Origin of the sequence: Variovorax sp. UC122_21, from assembly GCF_044056785.1 — a bacterium.
Taxonomy (GTDB): domain Bacteria; phylum Pseudomonadota; class Gammaproteobacteria; order Burkholderiales; family Burkholderiaceae_C; genus Variovorax.
The window spans coordinates 1,915,387-1,936,488 of record NZ_CP172003.1 but is presented as its reverse complement, the minus strand read 5'-3'; the positions used below and the strand labels follow the sequence as shown (position 1 = coordinate 1,936,488).

18 protein-coding genes and 1 pseudogene are annotated in these 21,102 nt (G+C 71.3%); 15 read left to right on the top strand and 4 right to left on the bottom strand.

Translation table 11 applies throughout. The features are described from left to right. The first annotated feature begins 2 nt into the window (after nucleotides 1-2). The 8 genes and pseudogenes from ACHMXE_RS09915 to ACHMXE_RS09880 all read left to right on the top strand — a co-directional run bounded on the left by ACHMXE_RS09915 (nucleotide 3) and on the right by ACHMXE_RS09880 (nucleotide 7,547). Nucleotides 3-929, top strand: a complete 927-nt coding sequence (locus tag ACHMXE_RS09915; protein ID WP_395345856.1) for a polysaccharide deacetylase family protein — start codon at nucleotides 3-5, stop codon at nucleotides 927-929. Further along, nucleotides 926-1,636 carry a GntR family transcriptional regulator gene (locus ACHMXE_RS09910; protein ID WP_203207660.1) on the top strand — a complete coding sequence of 237 codons (711 nt, stop codon included), beginning with the start codon at nucleotides 926-928 and terminating at the stop codon, nucleotides 1,634-1,636. The genes ACHMXE_RS09915 and ACHMXE_RS09910 overlap by 4 nt, the downstream gene beginning before the upstream one ends. Then, nucleotides 1,633-2,286 (top strand): aspartate/glutamate racemase family protein, encoded by a 654-nt coding sequence (locus tag ACHMXE_RS09905; protein ID WP_395345855.1) that lies wholly within the window; start codon nucleotides 1,633-1,635, stop codon nucleotides 2,284-2,286. Before ACHMXE_RS09910 ends, ACHMXE_RS09905 begins: the two co-directional genes overlap by 4 nt. A 167-nt stretch (nucleotides 2,287-2,453) precedes the next feature. Next, nucleotides 2,454-3,201, top strand: a pseudogene (locus ACHMXE_RS09900) (DUF3348 domain-containing protein). 14 nt (nucleotides 3,202-3,215) lie between these two features. After that, on the top strand, nucleotides 3,216-5,873 hold the full coding sequence (locus ACHMXE_RS09895; RefSeq protein ID WP_395345854.1) for a DUF802 domain-containing protein: 2,658 nt from the start codon (nucleotides 3,216-3,218) through the stop codon (nucleotides 5,871-5,873). Continuing rightward, nucleotides 5,873-6,547 carry an OmpA family protein gene (locus ACHMXE_RS09890; RefSeq protein WP_395345853.1) on the top strand — a complete coding sequence of 225 codons (675 nt, stop codon included), beginning with the start codon at nucleotides 5,873-5,875 and terminating at the stop codon, nucleotides 6,545-6,547. Before ACHMXE_RS09895 ends, ACHMXE_RS09890 begins: the two co-directional genes overlap by 1 nt. Next, the gene (locus tag ACHMXE_RS09885) at nucleotides 6,540-7,211 is read left to right on the top strand and encodes a DUF2894 domain-containing protein (RefSeq protein ID WP_395345852.1); all 672 of its coding nucleotides are present in this window, start codon (nucleotides 6,540-6,542) and stop codon (nucleotides 7,209-7,211) included. Before ACHMXE_RS09890 ends, ACHMXE_RS09885 begins: the two co-directional genes overlap by 8 nt. 51 nt (nucleotides 7,212-7,262) lie before the next feature. Next, nucleotides 7,263-7,547, top strand: a complete 285-nt coding sequence (locus ACHMXE_RS09880) for a putative quinol monooxygenase (protein WP_395345851.1) — start codon at nucleotides 7,263-7,265, stop codon at nucleotides 7,545-7,547. Nucleotides 7,548-7,557: 10 nt separating this feature from the next. On the opposite strand, the gene ACHMXE_RS09875 is transcribed toward ACHMXE_RS09880, so the two are convergent. Continuing rightward, nucleotides 7,558-7,878: a helix-turn-helix transcriptional regulator gene (locus tag ACHMXE_RS09875; protein WP_203207667.1), complete on the bottom strand. Its 321-nt coding sequence runs from the start codon at nucleotides 7,876-7,878 to the stop codon at nucleotides 7,558-7,560. A gap of 100 nt (nucleotides 7,879-7,978) precedes the next feature. On the opposite strand from ACHMXE_RS09875, the gene ACHMXE_RS09870 reads away from it, so the two are divergent. Continuing rightward, nucleotides 7,979-9,070 (top strand): NADH:flavin oxidoreductase/NADH oxidase, encoded by a 1,092-nt coding sequence (locus tag ACHMXE_RS09870; RefSeq protein WP_203207668.1) that lies wholly within the window; start codon nucleotides 7,979-7,981, stop codon nucleotides 9,068-9,070. Nucleotides 9,071-9,100: 30 nt separating this feature from the next. Here ACHMXE_RS09870 and ACHMXE_RS09865 read toward each other — a convergent pair whose 3' ends face one another. After that, nucleotides 9,101-9,760, bottom strand: a complete 660-nt coding sequence (locus ACHMXE_RS09865) for a TetR/AcrR family transcriptional regulator (RefSeq protein WP_203207669.1) — start codon at nucleotides 9,758-9,760, stop codon at nucleotides 9,101-9,103. Between the two features lie 209 nt (nucleotides 9,761-9,969). Between ACHMXE_RS09865 and ACHMXE_RS09860 the strand changes: the two genes are divergently transcribed. Genes ACHMXE_RS09860 through ACHMXE_RS09835 form a run of 6 tightly spaced genes read left to right on the top strand, consistent with a single transcriptional unit; the run spans nucleotide 9,970 to nucleotide 19,827 of the window. Continuing rightward, nucleotides 9,970-10,956 carry a tripartite tricarboxylate transporter substrate binding protein gene (locus tag ACHMXE_RS09860; protein WP_203207670.1) on the top strand — a complete coding sequence of 329 codons (987 nt, stop codon included), beginning with the start codon at nucleotides 9,970-9,972 and terminating at the stop codon, nucleotides 10,954-10,956. Next, entirely contained in the window at nucleotides 10,953-13,649 is a 2,697-nt protein-coding gene (locus tag ACHMXE_RS09855) for an AMP-binding protein (protein ID WP_395345850.1), read from the top strand. The genes ACHMXE_RS09860 and ACHMXE_RS09855 overlap by 4 nt, the downstream gene beginning before the upstream one ends. A gap of 13 nt (nucleotides 13,650-13,662) precedes the next feature. Continuing rightward, nucleotides 13,663-14,871, top strand: a complete 1,209-nt coding sequence (locus ACHMXE_RS09850) for an acetyl-CoA C-acetyltransferase (RefSeq protein WP_203207673.1) — start codon at nucleotides 13,663-13,665, stop codon at nucleotides 14,869-14,871. 13 nt (nucleotides 14,872-14,884) lie between these two features. After that, nucleotides 14,885-17,008 (top strand): 3-hydroxyacyl-CoA dehydrogenase NAD-binding domain-containing protein, encoded by a 2,124-nt coding sequence (locus ACHMXE_RS09845; RefSeq protein WP_203207674.1) that lies wholly within the window; start codon nucleotides 14,885-14,887, stop codon nucleotides 17,006-17,008. A gap of 9 nt (nucleotides 17,009-17,017) precedes the next feature. Next, a complete protein-coding gene (locus ACHMXE_RS09840; protein WP_203207675.1) occupies nucleotides 17,018-17,434 on the top strand; it encodes a PaaI family thioesterase in 417 nt (138 codons plus the stop codon). After that, nucleotides 17,431-19,827: a CoA transferase gene (locus ACHMXE_RS09835; protein WP_395345849.1), complete on the top strand. Its 2,397-nt coding sequence runs from the start codon at nucleotides 17,431-17,433 to the stop codon at nucleotides 19,825-19,827. The genes ACHMXE_RS09840 and ACHMXE_RS09835 overlap by 4 nt, the downstream gene beginning before the upstream one ends. Here the strand turns inward: ACHMXE_RS09835 and ACHMXE_RS09830 are convergent. Further along, a complete protein-coding gene (locus ACHMXE_RS09830; RefSeq protein ID WP_395345848.1) occupies nucleotides 19,824-20,396 on the bottom strand; it encodes a DUF2889 domain-containing protein in 573 nt (190 codons plus the stop codon). The genes ACHMXE_RS09835 and ACHMXE_RS09830 overlap by 4 nt on opposite strands. 14 nt (nucleotides 20,397-20,410) lie before the next feature. Next, nucleotides 20,411-21,100 (bottom strand): nitroreductase, encoded by a 690-nt coding sequence (locus ACHMXE_RS09825; RefSeq protein ID WP_203207679.1) that lies wholly within the window; start codon nucleotides 21,098-21,100, stop codon nucleotides 20,411-20,413. Nucleotides 21,101-21,102 lie beyond the last annotated feature (2 nt).

Below are 21,102 nucleotides of genomic sequence, written 5' to 3'. Positions count from 1 at the left end.
CCATGGCCGATTCATCCCCTGCTTCCACTCCACCCGCCACGCGCGACTTCATCGGCTACGGCCGCGACCTGCCCGCCGTGCGCTGGCCCGAGGCGGCGCGCGTGGCCGTCTCCTTCGTCGTCAACTTCGAGGAGGGCGCGGAGTTCTCCATGACCGACGGCGACAGCCGCAACGAGGCCATCTACGAGGTGATCGACGGCCAGCCGGTGCCCGACCGCTGCATCGACAGCCACTTCGAATACGGCACGCGCGTGGCCTACTGGCGCATCGCCGACCTGTTCGAGCGCCTCGGCGGGCACTTCACGCTCAGCGCGTGCGGCCGCGCGGTGGAGCGCTCGCCATGGCTGGCGCGGCATGCGTCGCAGGCCGGCCACGAGGTCTCGGCGCACGGCTGGCGCTGGGAGCGCGGCATCGACCTCACGCTCGACGAGGAGCGGCTGGCCATCGACCGCTGCTGCACCGCGATCGAGGCCGCCACCGGGCGCCGCCCCGTGGGCTGGCACACGCGCTCCAACCCGAGCCCGCACACGCGCCGCCTGCTGGTGGAGCGCGGCTTCCTCTACGACAGCGACGCCTACAACGACGACACGCCCTACCGCGTGGCGGTCGACGGCCGGCCTCACCTCGTGCTGCCCTATGCTTTCGACACCAACGACATGCAGTTCCAGAACACCCAGCGCTTCGATACCGGCGACGCCTTCGCCGACTATGTCTGTGCCGCCTACGACTGGCTGTGGCGCGAGGGCGGGCACGCGCCGCGCATGCTGTCGGTGGGCCTGCACCTGCGCATGATCGGCCGGCCCGGACGCATCGGCGCGCTCGAGCGCATCCTGCGCCACCTCCACGACAAGGGCGGCGCCTGGGTGACCAGCCGCGAGCGCATCGCCCGCCACTGGCTGGCGCACACCGACGAGGGCGGCACCGCATGAAGGAACGCGAGGACGCGGTCTACGACACGCTCTCGCGCGCGCTGCTGGCCGGCGCGCTGGCGCCCGGCGCGCCGCTGCGCGAGACCGCGCTGGCCGAGGTCTTCGGCGTGAGCCGCGAGCGCATCCGCAAGATATTGCTGCGGCTGGGCACCAACCGGCTGATCGAGATGATCCCGAACCGCGGCGCCTTCGTGGCCGCGCCCTCGCTCGAGCAGGCGCGCTCGATCTACGACGCGCGCCGCATCCTCGAGGGCGGCATCGTCGCCCACCTGGCGCAGAACGCGGGCGCCGAGGCGCTGCGCCGCCTCGACGAACACATGGAGCGCGAGCAGGCCGCGCTGGCCGAGGGCGACCGCGCCACCTCGGTGCGGCTGTCGGCCGACTTCCACATGATCCTGGCCGAAGCCACGGGCAACACCTTCATCCTGCAGCAGATGCAGGAGCTGGTGAGCCGGACCTCGATGCTGGTGGCGATGTACGAGGCGCCGCATTCGGCGCAATGCGCCTGCGACGAGCACCGCGACATCTTCACCTCGCTGCTCAAGGGCGACGGCGGCGGTGCCGCGCGCGCGATGCGCTCGCACCTGTCGCTGGTCGAGACCCGGCTGCGCCCCGGCGCGGCCGCGCCCTCGCAGGACGTGGTCGGCGTGCTGCTGCGCATGTGGACGGGACAGCGCGCCGCGCAATCCACGGACGAAGGGCGATGAGCGAGGCCACGCTGCTGGTGCTCAACCCGAACACCAGCGAGGCGATGACCGAGGCTGTCGTCTCGGCCGCCCGCGCGCTGCTGCCGCCGGGTATCAAGGCCATCGGCTGGACCGCCTCCGCCGGCCCGCCGGTGATCAAGGACCGCCCGAGCTACGACGCGGCAACGGCCGCCATGCCCGCGCTGCTGGCCGAGGCGCCGCGCGCCGACGCCATCCTGCTGGCCTGCTTCGGTGACCCCGGGCTCGCGGTGCTGCGCGAGCGCGCAGGCGTGCCCGTGACCGGCCTGGCGGAGGCCGCCGTCCTGGCCGCGCGGCAGCGCGGCGAGCGCTTCGCGATCCTCACGGCGGGCGCGGCCTGGATGCCGATCCTCACCGACTGCGTGGCGGCCGGCGGCGCGGCGCACCTGCTGGCGGGCGTGTTCGCGCTCGATGGCGACGGCGCGGCGCTGCGGGCCGATCCCGGGCGCTTCCACGCCCAGGTGCGCGAGTTGTCGGCCCAGGCGCGCGCGGCTGGCGCACGGCGGCTGGTGCCCGGCGGCGCGGCCTTCGAAGGGCTGCGCTTCGACTGGGCCGAAGGCCTGGCGGTGGACTGGCCGGTGGGGGCGGCCGTGGCGCTGCTCGCTCGCGCGCTCCCCAAGCCCCCGGCCTGAGCGCCGGGCCCGGCGCGAGCGGGTTGGATTTCGATACAAATTCCCACCCCGCTCCCCAGCCCGCGCCGCCCCTGGCGAAACGCCATCCGCGCCACTGCCAGCGGCCCCGGCCCCGGGATTCCCCCGAGGGTCGGCGGTGTAGACTGCCGGGTTTTTCCGACTCTGGCATGGCGCACGCTCCACAGCGCACAGGTTTCCGCACAGATTTCAGTGGCTCGGCGCTCGTCCGGTTGCTTTCCCGACTGACCGATGGCGACATCCGCGAATCCGAACAGGCTTCGGCGGACCGGCTGAGCCAATGGTTCGGCTGGACCGACGCGATCTCGCTGTCGGCCGCCCTCAACGGCACGCCGGCCAGCCTGCCGCCGGCCCCGCGGGGTTCGGTGCGTGCCGATGAAAGCGAATGCGCGCGCGTGCGCGCCGCGCTGGCCCAGGCGATCGCCGAGGACAGCAGCTTCGCGCCCGCCAAGGCACGCCCGGCCGCGGCCACGGCCGGCGCCGAAAACGCCGCCGCCCGACTTCGCGCCGATGCGCCAGCGCTACCTCGCGCGGCAGCAGGCGATGGAGACGGCCATCGGCCCGCTGCGCGGCCGGCTGCGCGCGCGGCTCGCGGCCGGTTCGCACGACATGGCACGGCTCGCCGCCGTCGACGTGGTGATGGAACAGGTGCTGGGCGCGCGCGAACGCAGCCTGCTGGCGAGCGTGCCGACGGCGCTCGAGAAGCGCTTCGCGCGGCTGCGCAAGGCCCGCCAGGACGAGGAAACGGGCGCGGAAGACAACGCCGCCGGCGGCCATGCCGACTGGCTCGCGGTCTTCCGCAAGGACATCCAGGACGTGCTGCAGGCCGAACTGGACTTTCGATTTCAACCGGTCGACGGGCTGCTCGAAGCCCTGCGCACCGGTCACAAGGGCTGACTGGATACACATACATGACCCGATTTCTCCATCACGCCGTGTTCGTCGCGGGCCTGGCCGTCGTCGGCTGGGTCGGCGCCGGCTACATCGGCACGAACACGCTGGCGCTGGCCGTCACCGGGCTCGTGGCCGCGTTCTACCTGATGGGCGGGCTCGAGCTGCACCGCTTCCAGCAGGCCACGGGTTCGCTGGTGCAGGCGACGAACGCGCTGTCCGAGCCCCCGGCCAGCCTCGGCGACTGGCTCGCCTCGCTGCATCCCTCGCTGCGCAACGCGGTGCGCCTGCGCGTCGAGGGCGAACGCGTGGGCCTGCCCGGGCCGGCGCTGGCGCCCTACCTCGCGGGCCTGCTGGTGCTGCTGGGCATGCTCGGCACCTTCCTCGGCATGGTGGTCACGCTCAACGGCACCGGCGCGGCGCTGCAGGGCGCGACCGACCTCGAAGCCATCCGCGAATCGCTCTCGGCCCCGGTGCGCGGCCTCGGCCTCGCCTTCGGCACCTCGGTGGCCGGCGTGGCCGCCTCGGCGGCGCTGGGCCTGGTGTCGGCGCTGTGCCGGCGCGAACGGCTGCAGGCCTCGCAGGCGCTCGACGCGAAGATCGCGAGCACCCTGCGCGTGCACTCGCAGGCGCACCGGCGCGACGAATCCTTCAAGCTGCTGCAGCGCCAGGCCGACCTGATGCCCGAGCTGGTCGGCCAGCTGCAGGCCATGATGGGCGCGATGGAGCGCCAGACCCAGGTGCTCAGCGAGCGCCTGATCGGCAACCAGGCCGAGTTCCACGGCAAGGCCGAGGCGGTCTACGCGGGCCTTGCGAGTTCGGTCGACCAGTCGCTCAAGCACAGCCTGATCGAGAGCGCCCGCGTCGCCGGCGCCGCGATCCAGCCGGTGGTCGAGGCCACCATGGCCGGCATCGCGCGCGAGACCGCCTCGCTGCACGGCAGCATCGCGCAGACGGTGCAGCAGCAGCTCGAAGGCCTGTCGTCGCGCTTCGAGGCCAGCACCGGCCGCGTCGCCGACACCTGGCAGGGCGCGCTCGCCGCGCACCAGCGCACCAGCGAGGCGCTGTCGAGCGACCTGCGCGGCTCGCTCGAAGGCTTCGCGCAGAGCTTCGAGCAGCGCTCGAGTGCGCTGGTCGACGGCGTGTCGACGCGACTCGAGACCACGGTCGGCAAGGTGTCCGACACCTGGCAACAGGCGCTTGCGCGGCATCAGGAGACCAGCGACAAGCTCTCGGGCGACGCGCAGCAGGCGCTGTCGGCCGCCGCCACGGCCTTCGAAGCGCATGCGGCCTCGCTGCTGCGCACCGTGGGCGACGCGCAGGGCGAGCTGCAGGCTGCACTGGCCGCGCGCGACGAGCAACGGCTCGCGGCCTGGACCGAATCGCTGACCTCGATGGGCGCGGCCCTGCAGAAGGAATGGCAGCAGGCCGGCGCACAGGCGCTGATCCATCAACAGAAGCTGCTCGACACCCAGGCCGATCTCTCGTCGCGCGACGAGGAACGGCTGTCGGCATGGACCCGCTCGCTCGCGGCGATGGCCGCGTCGCTGCAACAGGAATGGCAACAGGCCGGCAGCCATGTGCTGGGCCATCAGCAGAAGCTGCTCGAAACGCAAGCCGACCTCGCCGCGCGCGACGAGGAGCGCCTCGCGGCCTTCACCGGCTCGCTCGAGGCCATGGCCGCCTCGCTGCGGCAGGAATGGCAACAGGCCGGTGCCCATGCGCTCAACCATCAACAGAAGCTGCTCGAGACGCAGGCCGACCTCTCGTCGCGCGACGAACAGCGTCTCGCCGCCTGGACCGGTTCGCTCGAAGCCATGGCCACTTCGCTGCAGCGTGAATGGCAGCAGGCCGGCGCCCATGCGCTGAACCATCAGCAGAAGCTGCTCGAGACGCAGGCCGATCTCGCCTCGCGCGACGAGCAACGCCTCGCCGCCTGGACCGGTTCGCTCGAAGCCATGGCCGGCGCGCTGCGCCAGGAATGGCAACAGGCCGGTGCGCACAGCGCCGACCAGCAGCGCCAGCTGCTCGATGCGCTGACGAAGACCGCCGGCGAGATGTCGTCGCAGAACGAGACGCATGCCAAGCGCACCGTCACCGAGATCGCGCAGTTGCTGCAGGCCGCCGCCGAAGCGCCGCGCGCCGCCGCCGAGGTGGTGTCGGAGCTGCGCCAGAAGCTGTCGGACAGCATGGCGCGCGACAACGCGATGCTCGAGGAACGCAACCGCCTGCTCGAGACGCTGGGCACGCTGCTCGACGCGGTCAACCATGCGTCGACCGAGCAGCGCAGCGCGGTCGACGCGCTGGTGGCGGCCTCGGCCGAGGCCATGGAGCGCGCGGGCAGCCGCTTCGCCGAACAGGTGGAGACGCAGACCGGCAAGATGGCCGAGGTGGCCGCGCAGGTCACGGGCAGCGCGGTCGAGGTCGCGAGCCTCGGCGAGACCTTCGGCTTCGCCGTGCAGCGCTTCGGCGAATCGAACGACAAGCTGGTGGCGCACCTGCAGCGCGTGGAAGGCGCGCTCGGCAAGTCGATGGCGCGCAGCGACGAGCAGTTGGCCTACTACGTGGCGCAGGCGCGCGAGGTCATCGACCTCAGCATCATGTCGCAGAAGCAGATCGTCGAAGACCTGCAGCAGATCGCCAGCCGGCAGCCCGCCGCCGTGGCCAGCGAGGCGTGATGCGCCAGGACGCGGACATCGACGACGCCGGCCTCGACACCAGCGTGCCGGTCTGGGCCGTCTTCGGCGACCTGATGTCGGGCCTGCTCGGCGCCTTCGTGCTGATCCTGGTCTGCGCGATCGGCATGCAGCTCGACCTCGCGACCAGGCTCGAATCCGAGGTCAAGCAGCGCCAGGCCGAGGCCCAGCGCCGCGAGGCGCTCGAGAAGGCGCTGGCCGGGCCGCTGGCCGCGGGCCGCGTCACGCTCAACAACGGGCGCATCGGCATCAGCGGCAGCGTGCTGTTCGCCTTCAATTCCGCCGACCTGCAGCCCGAGGGCCGGCAGGTGCTGCGCAGCCTCGCGGCGCCGCTGGCCACCTACCTGCGTTCGCGCGACGAGATCCTGATGGTGAGCGGCTTCACCGACAACCGCCAGATGCGCGAGGGCGCACGCCTGTTCGCCGACAACTGGGAGCTCTCGGCCCAGCGCGCGCTGACCGTGACCCGCACGCTGATCGAGGAAGGCGTGCCCTCGTCCTCCGTGTTCGCCGCCGCCTTCGGCGCCGAACAGGCCGTGGCATCGAATGCCGATGCCGATGGCCGCGCGAAGAACCGGCGCGTGGAGATGGCGCCCACGCCGCGGCCGTCCTATGCGGCGAGCACCACCGGCACTGCAGCGAAGGCCCGTGAGTAGCGACGCGCCCACCGACGCGCACGACGACCCGCTCGCGGTCGTCGCGGCCTGGCGCGCGCGCGGGGCCGAGCGCTTCGATCCCGTGCGGCTGCATTTCATCGAGACGCTTGCGAAGCGCACCGCGGTGCAGGGTGGCGAGGCCAGGCGGCTGCTCGACGAGCGGCTGCGGCAACTGCTGAGCGCGTATGGCGAGGACTTCGAGAAGGCGGTGCCGGAGGCGGTGGCCGCGGTGGCGCAGCCGTTGCCGCGCGGTGCGCTCGCCGAACTCGTCGAGCACATCGCGCGCCAGTCGCCGCTGCCCGAAGAAGCCCCGGCGCCCAGCGGTGCCGTGCCGATTCGCGCCGGCGCGGCGAACTCCGCAGCCGCGCCCGCCGAACTCAAGACCATGCGCTACTTCCGCGGCACCTGGTCGCGCCTGAGCGCCGATCGCCGACTCACGCAGTCGCTCGCGAAGATGCCCGAGAACGCGGGCCCGCTGAATTCGCACCACCTCGTGCACCGCGCGCTGATCCTCATGCGCGATCTCTCGCCCGAGTACCTCAACCGCTTCATGACCTACGTCGATACGTTGCTGTGGGTGGAGCAGTTGCAGGCCAGTCAGGCTTCGGCGCCCGCGGCGCGCGCCGAGGGCGGGAAGAAGTCGGGGCGCGGGAAGTCGGGCTGAGCGTCCCCTTTTGCCGCAGGGCCATGGGGAAACACATTGAATATGGCCTCCATGCACATCGTCACCGTCCACTTCCACATCGCCCCAGACCACCGGGCAGACTTCCTCCGCGCGATCAAGGCCAACGCCTCGCGCTCGGTCGAGCACGAGCCCGGCTGCCGCCAGTTCGACGTCTGTGTGTCGTCCGACGATGCGGGCCATGTCTTCCTCTACGAGGTCTACGACGACCGCGCGGCCTTCGACGCGCATCTCGCGAGCGCGCACTTCCAGCGCTTCAATAGTCTGACGACGGACTGGGTAATCTCGAAGCAGGTCGAGAGCTTCGAGCGGGTCTGAGGCAGCGCGCCTAACCCTGCTTCGCGGCCGTTTCCTGGGCCGCGAGCACGGCCTTCAGCAGGCCGGGAAAGCGCTTGTCGACTTCCTTGCGGCGCAGTTCGTTCACATGCGCGGGGCCGTCGGTGCGGGTGCGCACGATGCCCGCCTCGCGCAGCACCCGGAAGTGATGCGACATGCTCGACTTCGCCCTGCCTCCGCCCAGTGCGGCACAGCTGGCCTCGCCGCAACCGGCGAGCTCGTGCACCACGCGCAGCCGCTCGGGATCGCTCAGGGCATAGAGGACCTGGGTCAGCGAGACATCGTCGAGGGCCGGATGGTTGAGGCTGCGCATCGCGCGACCATAGCACGGATCGGCTTTTGTCCTATTGTTCGATAGTTATCGAACTAGGGTACGATTAATCCTTGTTCTTCACACCTTCTCCAGGGATCCGATGCCAAGCCTCTTCTCGCCTTTCACCTTGAAAGATGTCACGCTGAAAAACCGCATGGTCGTCTCGCCGATGTGCCAGTACTCGGCCGTCGACGGCGTGGTCAACGACTGGCACCACGTCCATCTGTCGGGCCTCGCGCGCGGCGGCGCGGCCCTGGTCATCGCCGAAGCCACGGCCGTCTCGCCCGAAGGCCGCATCACGCCCGGATGCGCCGGGATCTGGACCGATGCGCAGGCCGATGCGTGGCGCAAGATCGTCGCCTCGGTCAAGGCCGCGGGCGCCGTGCCCGGCATCCAGATCGCCCACGCGGGGCGCAAGGCGAGCGCCAACCGGCCCTGGGAAGGCGACGACCACATCGCCGCCGACGACGCGCGCGGCTGGCAGACCATCGCCCCCTCGGCCATCGCGTTCGGCGGCGGCCTGCCGAAGGTGCCCCAGGCCATGACCTTGGCCGACATCCAGCGCGTCAAAGCCGACTTCGTGGCCGCGGCCAGGCGCGCGCTCGACGCGGGCTTCGAATGGCTCGAGCTGCATTTCGCGCACGGCTACCTGGCGCAGAGCTTCTTCTCGACCTGGTCCAACGAGCGGACCGATGCCTACGGCGGCGACTTCGAGGGCCGCGCGCGCTTCCTGATCGAGACGCTCACCGCCGTGCGCGAGGTCTGGCCCGAGCGCCTGCCGCTGGCGGCCCGCTTCGGCGTGACCGAGTTCGCGGGCCAGGACGACCTCGAGGAAGGCATCGAACTCGTGCGCCGGCTCAAGGCGGCCGGCCTCGATTTCATCGACGTCAGCATCGGCTTCTCGACGCCCACCGCGAAGATCCCATGGGGCCCGGCCCTGATGGCGCCGATCGCGCAGCGCGTGCGCCGCGAGACGGGCCTGCCCGCCACCACGAGCTGGTTCATCAGCGAACCGCGGCAGGCGGACGAACTGGTCGCCAGCGGCACCGTCGACCTGGTCACGCTGGGCCGGCCGCTGCTCGCGAATCCGCACTGGCCTTACCGCGCCGCGCTCGAGCTCGGCGTGGACAAGGCGGCCTGGACGCTGCCAGCGCCGTACGCGCACTGGCTGGAGCGCTATCGGTCGTCGTGATCGTCGCGACGCGGAAGCCCCGGGGTGAGCTCAGGCGGCGCCGGGCTGCGACCCCGGCAGCCCGTGGCCGCCGCTCACGGCGTTGACGAAGAGATAGGAAAGCACCTTCACGGCGGTGGCGTCGTCGATGAACCGATCGGGGAAGTCGCCGCCCTTCGCGGTCCAGTTGTAGCAGGTGTATTCGAGCATCGAGCACAGCGCGGAGGCCGCGAGCTCGGTGTCGAGGTCGCGCGCGTAGCCCTGCTTCTTGGACAGCTCGATCAGCGCGGAGACACCGCGGATGCCCTGCTGGCGCACGTTGCGCCAGGCGCGCTCGAACTGGCTGTCGACCATCGCCATCTGGAAGGCCGCGGTGGCCGTCGGCCAGTCGTCGCGGTAGATCTTCCAGAACGCGCCCAGGCGCGTGGACAGCGTGTCGAACGCCGTCTCCCGCTCCTCGAGCGGCTTGTTGACCTCGTCCTTGAGGCGGCGGCGGAAGTCCTCGACCAGCTCGAGCAGCAACTGCTCCTTGGTCTTGAAGTACAGGTAGAAGGCGCCCGGCGACTTGCCAGCCTTGGCCATGATGTCCGCGATCTTCACGCCCGAGAACCCGTCGCTCGCGATCGCGCGCTTGGCCGCCTGCTTGACCGCCTCGCGGGTCGCGTCGCCCTTGGTGGTCGCACGCTTGCGGACTGCTACCTCTGCTTCCATTCTGAATCTTCCTTTACTTGCCATTATGCAATAGAGGCTCCTCTCTCGTTGGCTCAAACCTAGGGTTTACGATAGATAAATGACGATTTACTTTTATATTTGAGGGCGTTTTAATCAGGTATCGCAGGCAATCACCCTCGAAAGAGGACGAATCGCTTCGTGTGAACATGAATTCATGTTTGGCACGAAAACAACAAAAGGAGACAACGATGCTTTCAAGACGATCGCTCATGCAGGGCGCACTTGGCGCCGGGTTCGGCGCGCTGTCCCAGGCGCCGGCGCTCGCGCAGGCGGCCGATTGGCCGCAGCGCCCGGTGCGGCTGGTGGTGCCGTTCGCCCCCGGCGGCGGCGCGGACATCGCGACGCGGCAGCTATGCGAGCAGCTGCGCAAGGGCTGGGGCGGCACGGCCACCGTCATCGACAACAAGCCCGGCGCCAACACCATCATCGCGGCCGAGACCGTGCTCAACGCGCCGCGCGACGGCAGCACCTTCCTCGCGACCATCTCGCTGACGACGCAGCTGCCCTACCTCATGGCCAAGGTGCCGTTCAATCCCGCCACCGACCTGGTGCCGGTGGGCGCGATCACCGTCGAGCAGCTGGTGCTGGTGGCCAACCCCGCCGCCGGCGCGCGCACCCTGCCCGAGCTGTTCGCCGCCGCGCGGCGCGAGCCCCAGCGCTTCGCCTTCGGTTCCTACGGCATCGGCTCCAACTCGCACCTGGTGCTCAACGAGCTCAACCGCGCCTCGGGCACCGAGATCGTCCACTCCCCCTACAAGGGCGCGGCGCCGGCCGTGCAGGCAGTGCTGGGGGGCGAGGTCGCGCTGGCGGTCTCGAACTACGGCACGGTCAAGCAGCACATCGCGAGCGGCAAGCTGGTGCCCCTGGCCGTGACCGGCGAGCGGCGCTCGCGCTTCCTGCCGGCCGTCCCCTCCTTCGCCGAGCTGGGCATCAAGGGCTTCGAGACGCCGGCCTGGATCGGCGTCTTCGCCGCGCGCGGCGTGCCCGACGCCATCGTCCAGAAGCTCGGCGCCGACATGCGCAAGGCGCTGCAGGCCCCCGAGCTGGTCGCCAAGCTCGTCGACTTCGGCCAGGAGCCGGGCCAGATGACGGTGGCCGAGTTCCAGGCGCTGGTGCGGCGCGACGAAGAGAACGCGGGCCGGATGATCCGTGCGGCCGGGATCCGACTCGAATGAACGAGACGCCGATCGTCCAGGCGCTCGCGGCGCTCGCCACGGCGCATCCCGATCGCCGCGCGTTCGCCGGCGAGGGCGAGGCCTCGCGCTGGGGCGAGGTGCTGCGGCGCGTGGCCTCGATGGCCGGCGGCCTGCGCGCGGCGGGCCTGAACCCCGGCGACCACGCGGCCACGCTCGCGCTCAATTCGCCACGCCATTTCGAGCTGCTGCTGGCCGTGTGGTGGGCCGGCGGCGTGCTGGTGCCGCTCAACACGCGGCTCGCGAGTGACGAGCTGCGCTTCATCCTCGCGCATTCGCGGGCATCGATGCTGGTCGTGGACGACAACTTCCGCGACTTCGGCCAGGCCATCGCCGCCGCGGCGGACGCGCCGAAGTTGGTGCTGACGCTCGACGAGGCGCTGCATGGCCACCTTGCCGCCAGCGAGCCGATCCCCGCCTTCGCTGCCGACCCCACGGCGCTCGCCGCGCTCATGTACACCGGCGGCACCACCGGCCTGCCCAAGGGCGTGGAACTCACGCACCGCAACTTCGCCGCCGCGGCCGGCAACATGCGGCGCGATCTCGCGCACGACGAGCACACGGTGTACCTGCATGCCGCGCCGATGTTCCACCTCGCCGACCTCGGCATCGGCCTGGCCGTGAGCCTGGCCGGCGGCGGCCACGGCTTCATGGCGCGCTTCACGCCCGAGGACTTCTACCGGCGGCTCGCGCGCGACGGCATCACCCACCTGCAGCTGGTGCCGACGATGCTCGCCGCGGTGCTCGATGCGCCGTGCCGCGACGACGCGCTGCTCGCGCGCGTGCGCCGCATCTCGTACGGCGCGGCGCCGATCTCCGCCGCGCTGCTGCAGCGCGTGCTCGACGCGTTTCCGAATGCCGGCATCCACCAGTTCTACGGCATGACCGAAAGCTGCGGCGCCTGCGTCATGCTGCCGCCCGAACGGCACGTGCTCGCGGGGCCGCTCGCCGGCAAGCTCGGCGCCGCCGGCACCGCGACCGAGGGCTTCGAGATCCGGATCGTGGACGGCCACGGACAGCCGCTGCGCGCGGGTCAGGTCGGCGAGATCCAGATCCGCGGCGTGCCCGTGATGCGCGGCTACTGGAACGATGCCGCGCAGACGCAAGCGACCCTGAAGGACGGATGGCTGGGCTCGGGCGATGGCGGCTACCTCGACGACGAGGGCTTCCTGTTCGTGGTCGACCGCATCAAGGACATGATCATCAGCGGCGGCGAGAACATCTACTGCGCCGAGGTCGAGAGCGCCATCGCCGGCCACCCCGCCGTGCGCGAATGCGCGGTGATCGGCCTGCCCGACGACCACTGGGGCGAACGCGTCCATGCGGTCGTCGTGGCGCGAGCGGGCTTCGCGCTGGACCGCGAGTCGCTCGACGCCCACTGCCGCGCGCGGCTGGCCGGCTACAAGGTGCCGCGCAGCTACGACTTCGCCGAATCGCTGCCGCTGTCGGGGGGTCGGCAAGGTGCAGAAGAAGGCGCTGCGCGAGGCGTATCTCCAGAGGAGCGCCGCGCGATGACTGAATTGCTGTTCCCACGCCACCTGTTCCAGCCCGAGCACGAGGACTTCCGCGCCCAGGTGCGGCGCTTCGTCGCCGAGCGCATCGTGCCGCACCACCGCGACTGGGAGCGCGCCGGCCAGGTGCCGCGCGACATCTGGCGGCAGGCCGGCCAGCTCGGCATGCTGTGCTGCACCGTCGACAGCCGATGGGGCGGCGCGGGCGCCGACTATCTCTACACCGTCGTCGCGCTCGAGGAGATGGCCTTCGCGCATGCGGCGGGGCCGGGCTTCGGCATCCATTCGGAAATGGCCGTGCCCTACCTCGCCCATTTCGGCAGCGATGCGCAGCGCGAGCGCTGGCTGCCGCGGCTGGTGGCGGGCGATGCCATCGCCGCGGTCGCAATGACCGAGCCCGCCGCGGGCAGCGACCTGCGCGCCATCCGCACCCGCGCCCGGCGCACGGACGGCGGCTGGCGCCTCTCGGGCCAGAAGGTGTTCATCTCCAACGGGCAGCTCGCCGACCTGTTCGTGGTCGCGGCCAAGACCGACGACGACGAACGGCTGTCGATCTTCCTGGTCGATGCCGGCCTGCCAGGCGTGCAGCGCGGCCGCAAGCTCGAGAAGCTCGGCCATCACGCGCAGGACACGTCCGAACTCTTCTTCGACGAAGTGCAACTCGATGGCGCGGACCTGCTCGGCGAGGCCGGCCAGGGCATGCGCTACCTGATGCACGGCCTGGCGCGCGAGCGGCTGACCATCTGCATCACCTGCCAGGCCCGGGCCGAGGCGGTGTTCCGCGACACCTGCGCCTACGTGGCCGAGCGCCGCGTGTTCGACGCGCCGCTGTCGCAGATGCAGAACACGCGCTTCGCGCTCGCCACGGCGAAGGCCGACCTGCTCGCGGGCCGCGCGCTGGTCGACCGGCTGATCGCCGAGCACATGGCCGGCACGCTGGACGCGACCACGGCCGCGGCGGGAAAGCTCTGGGTGACCGAGATGCTCGGGCGCTGCGTCGACGCCTGCCTGCAGCAGCACGGCGGCTGGGGCTACATGTCGGAGTACGAGGTGTCGCGCGCCTATGCGGATGCGCGCGTGGAGCGCATCGCCGGCGGCACCTCCGAAATCATGAAGGAAATCATTGCGCGCGGCCTCTGGCCCCGCGCATCGGGCAGCAACTAGAGAGGTACGGAAATTGGAAGCATTGATCTACGACGCGGTGCGCACGCCGCGCGGCCGCGGCAAGGCACAGGGCGCACTGCACACGCTGTCGCCGCTCGAACTGTCGGCCACGGTGCTGCGGGCCCTGCCCGAGCGCAACGGCTTCGACCCCGCGGTGGTCGATGAAGTCATCCTGGGCTGCGTCGAGGCCGTCGGCGACCAGGGCGCGAACATCGCGCGCTCGGCCGTGATCGAGGCCGGCTACGGCGACACGGTGCCCGGCTTCATGGTGGCGCGCTTCTGCGGCTCGGGCCTGGACGCGGTCAACGCCGCGACCGCCAAGATCATGGCGGGCCAGGCCGACTGCGTGGTCGCGGGCGGCGTGGAAATGAACTCGCTGGTGCCGATGCTCTTCGGCACCGGCGGCCCTTCGGTCTCGGACGTCTACTTCAACGACCGCGTGCTGCAGACGCCCCAGGGCGTCGCGGCGGACCTGATCGCCACCCTCGAGGGCTTCTCGCGCACCGACGTCGATGCCTTCGCGGCACGCTCGCACCAGAACGCCGCTGCCGCGCAGCGCGCCGGCTGGTTCGACCGCTCGCTGGTGCCCGTGCACGACCGCAACGGCCGGCTGTGCCTGGCCACCGACGAGCTGGTGCGGCCCGAGACCACGGTCGATTCGCTCGCGGCGCTCAAGGCCTCGTTCCTGAGCTCCGGCGAGAAGATGGGTTTCGACGCCACCGTGCGCTACCGCTACCCGCAGGTCGACAGAGTGAACCACGTGCACCACGCCGGCAATTCATCCGGCATCTCGGACGGCGCGTCCGCGGTGCTGCTCGGCAGCCGCCGGCTCGGCGACCAACTGGGCCGCAAGCCGCGCGCGCGCGTGCTCGCCACCGCGAGCGCGGCCGCCGACCCCTGCGTCATGCTGACCGCTCCCACGCCGGCCACCGAGAAGGCGCTCGCGCGCGCCGGCCTGCGCATCCAGGACATCGACCTGTTCGAGGTCAACGAGGCCTTCGCCTCCGTGGTGCTCAAGTACATGTTGGACCTGGGGGTCGACCCCGAGCGCATGAACGTCGCCGGCGGCGCGATCGCGCTCGGCCATCCGGTCGGCGCGACCGGCGGGATGCTGATCGGGACGCTGGTCGACGAACTCGAGCGCCGCGGACTGCGCCGCGGGCTGGTCGCGATGTGCACCGGCCTGGGCATGGGCGTCGCAACGATTGTGGAACTGGTCTGAGGGAGCGCTGCAAATGATCGACTACGAACAAGACGCCGACGGCGTCGCCCACATCGTCTGGAACAACCCGGACGGACCGGTCAACCTCAAGACCCACGCCTCGATCACGGCCTTCTCGGCGGCGGTCGACCGGGCCCTCGCCGACGACGCTGTGCGTGGCGTGCTGGTGCGCTCGGCCAAGCGCGACTTCGTCGCGGGCGGCGACCTGCTGGGCCTCTATGCCACGCAGACGGCCGAAGGCGCCATCGCCAAGGTCGCCACCATCGGCGCGACGCTGCGCCGCATGGAGCGCGCGGGCAAGCCCTTCGTGGCCGTGCTCGACGGCTCGGCACTGGGCGGCGGGCTCGAGATCGCGCTGGCCTGCCACCACCGGCTGGCGGCGGACGACGCGCGGCTCCGATTCGGCCTGCCCGAGGTCACGCTGGGACTGATCCCCGGCGCCGGCGGCACGCAGCGCCTGCCGCGGCTGATCGGCATCGCGCCCGCGACGCGGCTGCTGATGGAAGGCAAGCCGGTCGGCGCCGCCGAGGCGCTGGCGCTCGGGCTGGTGAACGAGGTGGTGGCGGCCGACCGCCTGCTCGAGACGGCACGCGCCTGGGTGCTCGCCCATCCGCAGGCGCAGCAGCCCTGGGACCGCAAGGGCTTCCGCTATCCGGGCTTCGAGCCGCAATCGCTGGAAGGCCGCGCCTTCTTCTTCAATGCCTGGCCGCAGCTGCGGCGCAAGTCGCCGACGGAGGACCGCGCGCCCGGCGTGCTGCTGCACGTGCTCGGCCAGGCGCTGCAGCGCGACATCGACGCGGGCCTCGCGATCGAGCAGCGCTACTTCGCACAGGTCGTGACCTCGCCTTCCGCCAAGAACCGCATCCGCACCCAGTTCATCGCGGCCAACGCGGCGCGCAAGCTCACGCGCCGCAGCCCCGACGTGCCGCGCTTCGAGCCGAAGCGCGTGGGCGTGATCGGCGCCGGCACCATGGGCGCGGGCATCGCCCTGGTCTGCGCCCGTGCCGGGATCGCCACCGTGCTGCTCGATCGCGACGACGCCACCGCCGCGCGCGGCCGCGAGCGGATCGCGAAGACGCTCGACGGCTCGGTCGAACGCAAGCTCATGAGCATGCAGGAGCGCGATGCCATCCTCGGCCGGCTGCAGGCCGGGTCGGACTTCGAACTGCTGCAAGGCTGCGATCTCGTGGTCGAGGCCGTGATCGAGGTTGCAGAGGCCAAGCGCGAGGTGTTCGAGCGCGTGCTCGCGGCGGCCGGTCCCGACGTGCTGCTCGCCACCAACACCTCGACGCTGTCGATCTCCGGCCTCGCGAAGACGGTGGCGCATCCGCGCAACTTCATCGGCTTGCACTTCTTCGCACCGGTGGACCGCATGGCGCTGGTGGAAGTCATCATGGGCGCGGACACCTCCGAGGCCACGCTCGCCCGCTCGCTGGACTTCCTCAGGCTGCTCGGCAAGACACCGGTGGTGGTCAACGACGGCCCCGGCTTCTACACCTCGCGCGTGGTGGGTGCCTACACGCGCGAAGCGCTGCACCTGCTCAACGAGGGCGTGTCACCGGCGCTGATCGACAACGCGGCCTTCATCGCGGGCCTGCCGATCGGGCCGCTCGCGATGGCCGACCTGACCTCCTACGACCTGCTGGCCGACATCGTCGGCAGCCTGGCGCGCGAGGCCCGTGGCACCGCGATGCAGTCGCAGGGCGCGCAGCAGGCGATAGCGAAGCTGCTCGATGCCGGCCGCCTCGGCCGGAAGGCCGCGGGCGGCGTCTACGACTATCCGCCCGAGGGCAAGACCGTGTGGAGCGGGCTGGCCGAACTGTTCCCGCCGCGCTCGCCGCAGCCCTCGACGCAGGAGGTGGTCAACCGGCTGCTGCACATCCAGTCGCTGGAGACGGTGCATGCGATGGACGAAGGCATCGCCAGCGATCCGCTCGCGCTCGATGCCGCTGCCGTGCTGGGCTGGAGCTATCCGGCCTTCCGCGGCGGCGTGCTCGCGCACATCGACCAGGCGGGTGCCGACCGCTTCGTGGCCGAGTGCGATGCGCTGGCGCGCCAGCACGGCGCGCGCTTCGAGGCACCGGCATCGCTGCGCGCCATGGCGCGCGACGGCGGCCGCTTCCACGCACTGGGCTAGGAGCGCGCGATGGCCACATTCGACCTGCAATCCGCGCCCGCGATCCTCGCGGAGGTCTTTCCGCCCTGGGTGTTGTCGCTGCGCCCCGAGATCGTCCACATCGGCGATGGCCAGACGGTGCTCGCCATGCCCTTGTCGCCGGTCGCCTGCCGCGAAGGCGGGACCGTGTCGGGCCAGGCGATCGCGGCGCTGGCCGACACCGCGATGGTGTGCGCGCTGTGGGCCGCGCTGGGCGAACAGCGCCCGGTCGCGACCGTCGACCTGCACGTCACCTACCTGCGCGCCGCGAAGGACGGCCTGCGCGCCACGGCCGAGGTCGTGAAGCAGGGACGCAGCCTGTCGTTCGCGCGCGTGAGCATCGCGAGCGACAGCGAACCCGATCGCCCGGTGGCCACGGCCGTCGGCACCTTCGCGACCGGCGCATGAATGGCCCGCAAATCCCGGCGCTGCCGCGCATTTTGGTCGCCGGCGCGGGCATCGGCGGCCTGGCACTGGCCGCGCTGCTGCATCGACGCGGCTTCGCGGTCGAGGTGTACGAGCAGGCCAGCCAGCTGCAGGAAGTCGGCGCGGGCGTGCAGCTGAGCGCGAACGCAGTCAAGGTGCTGCGCGCGCTCGAGATCGACGAGCAGGTCGTGTCCCGAGGCTTCCTGCCGCGCCACTTCATCGGCTGGAGCTGGCGCTCCGGCCGCATGCTCTACAAGACCCCGCTGCATCCCTCGCACCAGGCCCGCTACGGCGCGCCCTACGTGCACGTGCATCGCGCCGACCTGCATGCGCTGCTGCGTTCGGCACTGCCGGCCGGCATGGTCCGGATCGCGCACAAGGTGTCGGCGGTGACCCAGGAGTCCGACCGGGTACGCGTCGACTTCGAGAACGGCCATGTGGCGTTCGCGGACGTCGTCGTCGGCGCCGATGGTATCCATTCGGCGGTGCGGCGCTCGCTGTTCGGCGACGAGGCGCCGCGCTTCACCGGCAACATCTGCTGGCGCGGCATCATCCCCGCGGAGCTGCTGCCTCCGGGCCAGGTGCTGCCCGCCTCGTCGAACTGGATGGGGCCCGACGGCCATGTCGTGACCTACTACCTGCGCGGCGGCGCGCTCGTCAACTTCGTGGCGATCCGCGAGACCGAGGCCTGGACCGGCGAGTCGTGGACCACGCCCAGTTCGAAGGACGAACTGCTGCGGGCCTTCGAGGGCTGGAACCCGCGGCTGCTCGCGCTCTTCGAGCGCGCCGAGGGCCTGTACAAGTGGGGCCTGTTCGATCGCGATCCACTCGCGCAATGGAGCGTGGGCCGGGTCACGCTGATCGGCGATGCCGCGCATCCCATGCTGCCCTTTTCTCGCGCAGGGCGCCGCGCAGGCGCTCGAGGACAGCTATGCGCTGGCCGACTGGCTGACGCGCTTTCCGCACGCGCCGGTCGAGGCGCTCGCGGCCTACGAGGCGGAACGCAAGCCGCGCACCAGCCGCATCCAGCTCGGCGCGCGCGAACGCGGCCGCACCGCGCACCTGCGCTCGCCGTGGGCGCGGCTGAAGCGCGACCTCGGCTTCTTCTGGCAGAACCTCACGGCACCCGGCAAGACCTCGCACCGCGCCGAATGGATCTTCCAGCACGACGTGACGCAGGCGCCGCGAACGCTCGAGGCCCGCGAGACGGCACGGGCATGACGCCGGCGCCACATGGGCCCTTGAGGGGCCTCAAGGTGGTGGAGATGCCCGCGATCGGCCCCGTGCCCTTCTGCGGCATGCTGCTGGCCGACCTCGGCGCCGACGTGCTTCGGCTGGACCGCCCGCACACGGCCGGCCTTGGCGAGCCGCTGGACACGGCCTGCGACGACCTGGGCCGCGGCAAGCGGTCGCTGGTCGTGGACCTGAAGGCGCCGAGCTCGCGGGAGCGGGTGCTGGCCATCCTCGAGAAGGCCGACGTCGTCATCGAGGGCTTCAGGCCCGGCGTGATGGAGCGGCTCGGCCTCGGGCCGGAGGTGGCGCTGCGGCGCAACCCGCGCCTCGTCTACGGCCGCATGACCGGCTGGGGACAGCACGGGCCGCTCGCGGCATCGGCCGGGCACGACATCGACTATCTCGCGCTCACGGGCGCGCTGCATGCCATCGGTCGAAGCGGCGAGGCACCGGTGCCGCCGCTCAACCTGGTCGCTGATTTCGGCGGCGGCTCGCTGTACCTGGCGCTGGGCATTCTGTCGGCGCTGCACGAGCGCCAGTCGTCGGGCGCGGGCCAGGTGATCGATGCCGCGATCGTCGACGGCGCGTCGTCGCTCATGACCCTCGCCTATGCGTTGCGGCGCCAGGGCCTGTGGCGCGACGAGCGCGGGGCGAACTCGCTCGACGGCGGCGCGCCCTGGTACGACAGCTATCGCTGCCTCGATGGCGAGTACGTCTGCGTCGGCGCGCTCGAGCGGAAATTCTTCGTCGAGCTGATGGGCCTCATCGGCCTCGACGCCGACGATTTCCCTGATCACATGGACCGGGCATGCTGGCCCGCGCTTCGCTCCGTGCTGGGCCGCACCTTCGCGCAGCGCAGCCGCGATGCATGGTGCGCGCTGCTCGAGGGCACGGACTGCTGCTTCGCGCCGGTCTTGTCGATGGCGCAGGCTGCCGAGCATCCGCACCTGAAGGCGCGCGGGACCTTCGCGGACCCCGGTACGGGGATGCAGCCGGCCGCCGCGCCGAGGTTCTCGCGCACCCCGGGGCGGGCCGGGCACGCGGCGCCGGCGCCGGGATGCGGTGGCGAACAAGCATTGCGCGACTGGGGCGTGGAAGGTCATCCGCCGACTGGCGCGGCGGAAGCCCGCTCGGATCGCTAGGAACCCGGGCCCGCGGTACGCGCGTGCTTCGGGTAGTAGCGCAGCACGGCCGGGCCGGTGGCATCCCAGCCCAGGCAGGTGTTCAGGTGCGCGGGCGCCCTCGAATCGCCCGGCACTTCGATGCCGCTTGCTGCCCGCCGCCGCGCCAGCACCGGCGGAATGGTCTGGATCGCCGCGGTGGCGACGCCGAACAGCAGCTCGCGCAGATGCGTGCAGCCCTCGATGCCGCCGATGCGTGCCTGGATGGCATCGCGCCAGCCGCGGCCCAGCCTGGCGCCGACCAGCGCCTGCATCTTCGCCTGCACGCGCCGGCATTCAGCGAAGGGCGCGCTGTCCATCGCGACTTCGATCGCCACGATCTCGAGGCCGTCGTCGAGCGTCACGCGAAGGCCCATGTCGTGGACCGGCGTGCCGGCGCTCAACAGCCGCCCGTCTACCTCGCGGTCGTAGGCCTTGACGTCGCGCAGCCACGCATTGATATCCCAGCGGCCGTCGGCGCGCAGGTAGCCGCGGTAGCTGATGCTGCGTTCATGCAAAGGCTCCCGGTCCGTGGCCTGCGGGAGAGGCATGGCTTCTTCCCCGCTCAGTCGCGCCAGTCGACGACCTGCTCGATCGGCGCGCGGGTCGTGCGGAAGCTGTTGGCCGCATGGGCCTCGTCCTCGTAGCCGAAGGACATGCCGCAGACCACGAGCCGCTCCTCGGGAATGCCGAGCTGCTTCTTCACCAGCGGGCTGTAGACCGCCAGCGCGCCCTGCGCAATGGCCGCGAGGCCGTGCGCCTGCATGGCCAGCAACACCAGCTGCACATAGCCGCCGACGTCGATGGCGCCGTAGGTACCGAGCCCGGGGTCGGAGCTGAAGATGGCCGCATGGGGCGCGCCGAAGAAGCGGAAGTTCTCCTTCATCTGCCGGGCCGTCCCCTCCTTGTCGCCCTTGGCGATCGCCAGCGCGTCGTAGAGCTGGAAGCCGCATTCGCGGCGCCGGTCCTGGTAGACACCGGTGTAGGCATGCGGCAGCGGGAGGTCGCTCGAGCGGTCGTCCGGCCCGGCCGCCAGCAGCGCGGCGCTCAGCGCGTCGCGTGCGCCGCCCGACACCACGCTGACCTGCCAGGCCTGCACGTTGGACCAGGAAGCCGCGCGCTGGGCGCTGCGGAAGACCTGCTCGATCAGCGAACGCGGCACCGCGCGCGGCTGGAAGGCCCGGCAGCTGTGGCGTTCCGAGAGAAGCCGGTCCAGTGTCTGCGCCGCGGCGGGCGACTCGAGGGTGTCTTGCATGT

Coding starts and splice junctions, on each gene's coding strand:
- ACHMXE_RS09910 (WP_203207660.1), top strand. CDS start 926: ATGAAGGAACGCGAGGACGCGGTCTACGACACGCTCTCGCGCGCGCTG.
- ACHMXE_RS09845 (WP_203207674.1), top strand. CDS start 14,885: ATGATCGACTACGAACAAGACGCCGACGGCGTCGCCCACATCGTCTGG.
- ACHMXE_RS09860 (WP_203207670.1), top strand. CDS start 9,970: ATGCTTTCAAGACGATCGCTCATGCAGGGCGCACTTGGCGCCGGGTTC.
- ACHMXE_RS09895 (WP_395345854.1), top strand. CDS start 3,216: ATGACCCGATTTCTCCATCACGCCGTGTTCGTCGCGGGCCTGGCCGTC.
- ACHMXE_RS09905 (WP_395345855.1), top strand. CDS start 1,633: ATGAGCGAGGCCACGCTGCTGGTGCTCAACCCGAACACCAGCGAGGCG.
- ACHMXE_RS09865 (WP_203207669.1), bottom strand. CDS start 9,760: ATGGAAGCAGAGGTAGCAGTCCGCAAGCGTGCGACCACCAAGGGCGAC.
- ACHMXE_RS09915 (WP_395345856.1), top strand. CDS start 3: ATGGCCGATTCATCCCCTGCTTCCACTCCACCCGCCACGCGCGACTTC.
- ACHMXE_RS09830 (WP_395345848.1), bottom strand. CDS start 20,396: ATGCCTCTCCCGCAGGCCACGGACCGGGAGCCTTTGCATGAACGCAGC.
- ACHMXE_RS09855 (WP_395345850.1), top strand. CDS start 10,953: ATGAACGAGACGCCGATCGTCCAGGCGCTCGCGGCGCTCGCCACGGCG.
- ACHMXE_RS09835 (WP_395345849.1), top strand. CDS start 17,431: ATGAATGGCCCGCAAATCCCGGCGCTGCCGCGCATTTTGGTCGCCGGC.
- ACHMXE_RS09825 (WP_203207679.1), bottom strand. CDS start 21,100: ATGCAAGACACCCTCGAGTCGCCCGCCGCGGCGCAGACACTGGACCGG.
- ACHMXE_RS09890 (WP_395345853.1), top strand. CDS start 5,873: ATGCGCCAGGACGCGGACATCGACGACGCCGGCCTCGACACCAGCGTG.
- ACHMXE_RS09870 (WP_203207668.1), top strand. CDS start 7,979: ATGCCAAGCCTCTTCTCGCCTTTCACCTTGAAAGATGTCACGCTGAAA.
- ACHMXE_RS09875 (WP_203207667.1), bottom strand. CDS start 7,878: ATGCGCAGCCTCAACCATCCGGCCCTCGACGATGTCTCGCTGACCCAG.
- ACHMXE_RS09840 (WP_203207675.1), top strand. CDS start 17,018: ATGGCCACATTCGACCTGCAATCCGCGCCCGCGATCCTCGCGGAGGTC.
- ACHMXE_RS09880 (WP_395345851.1), top strand. CDS start 7,263: ATGCACATCGTCACCGTCCACTTCCACATCGCCCCAGACCACCGGGCA.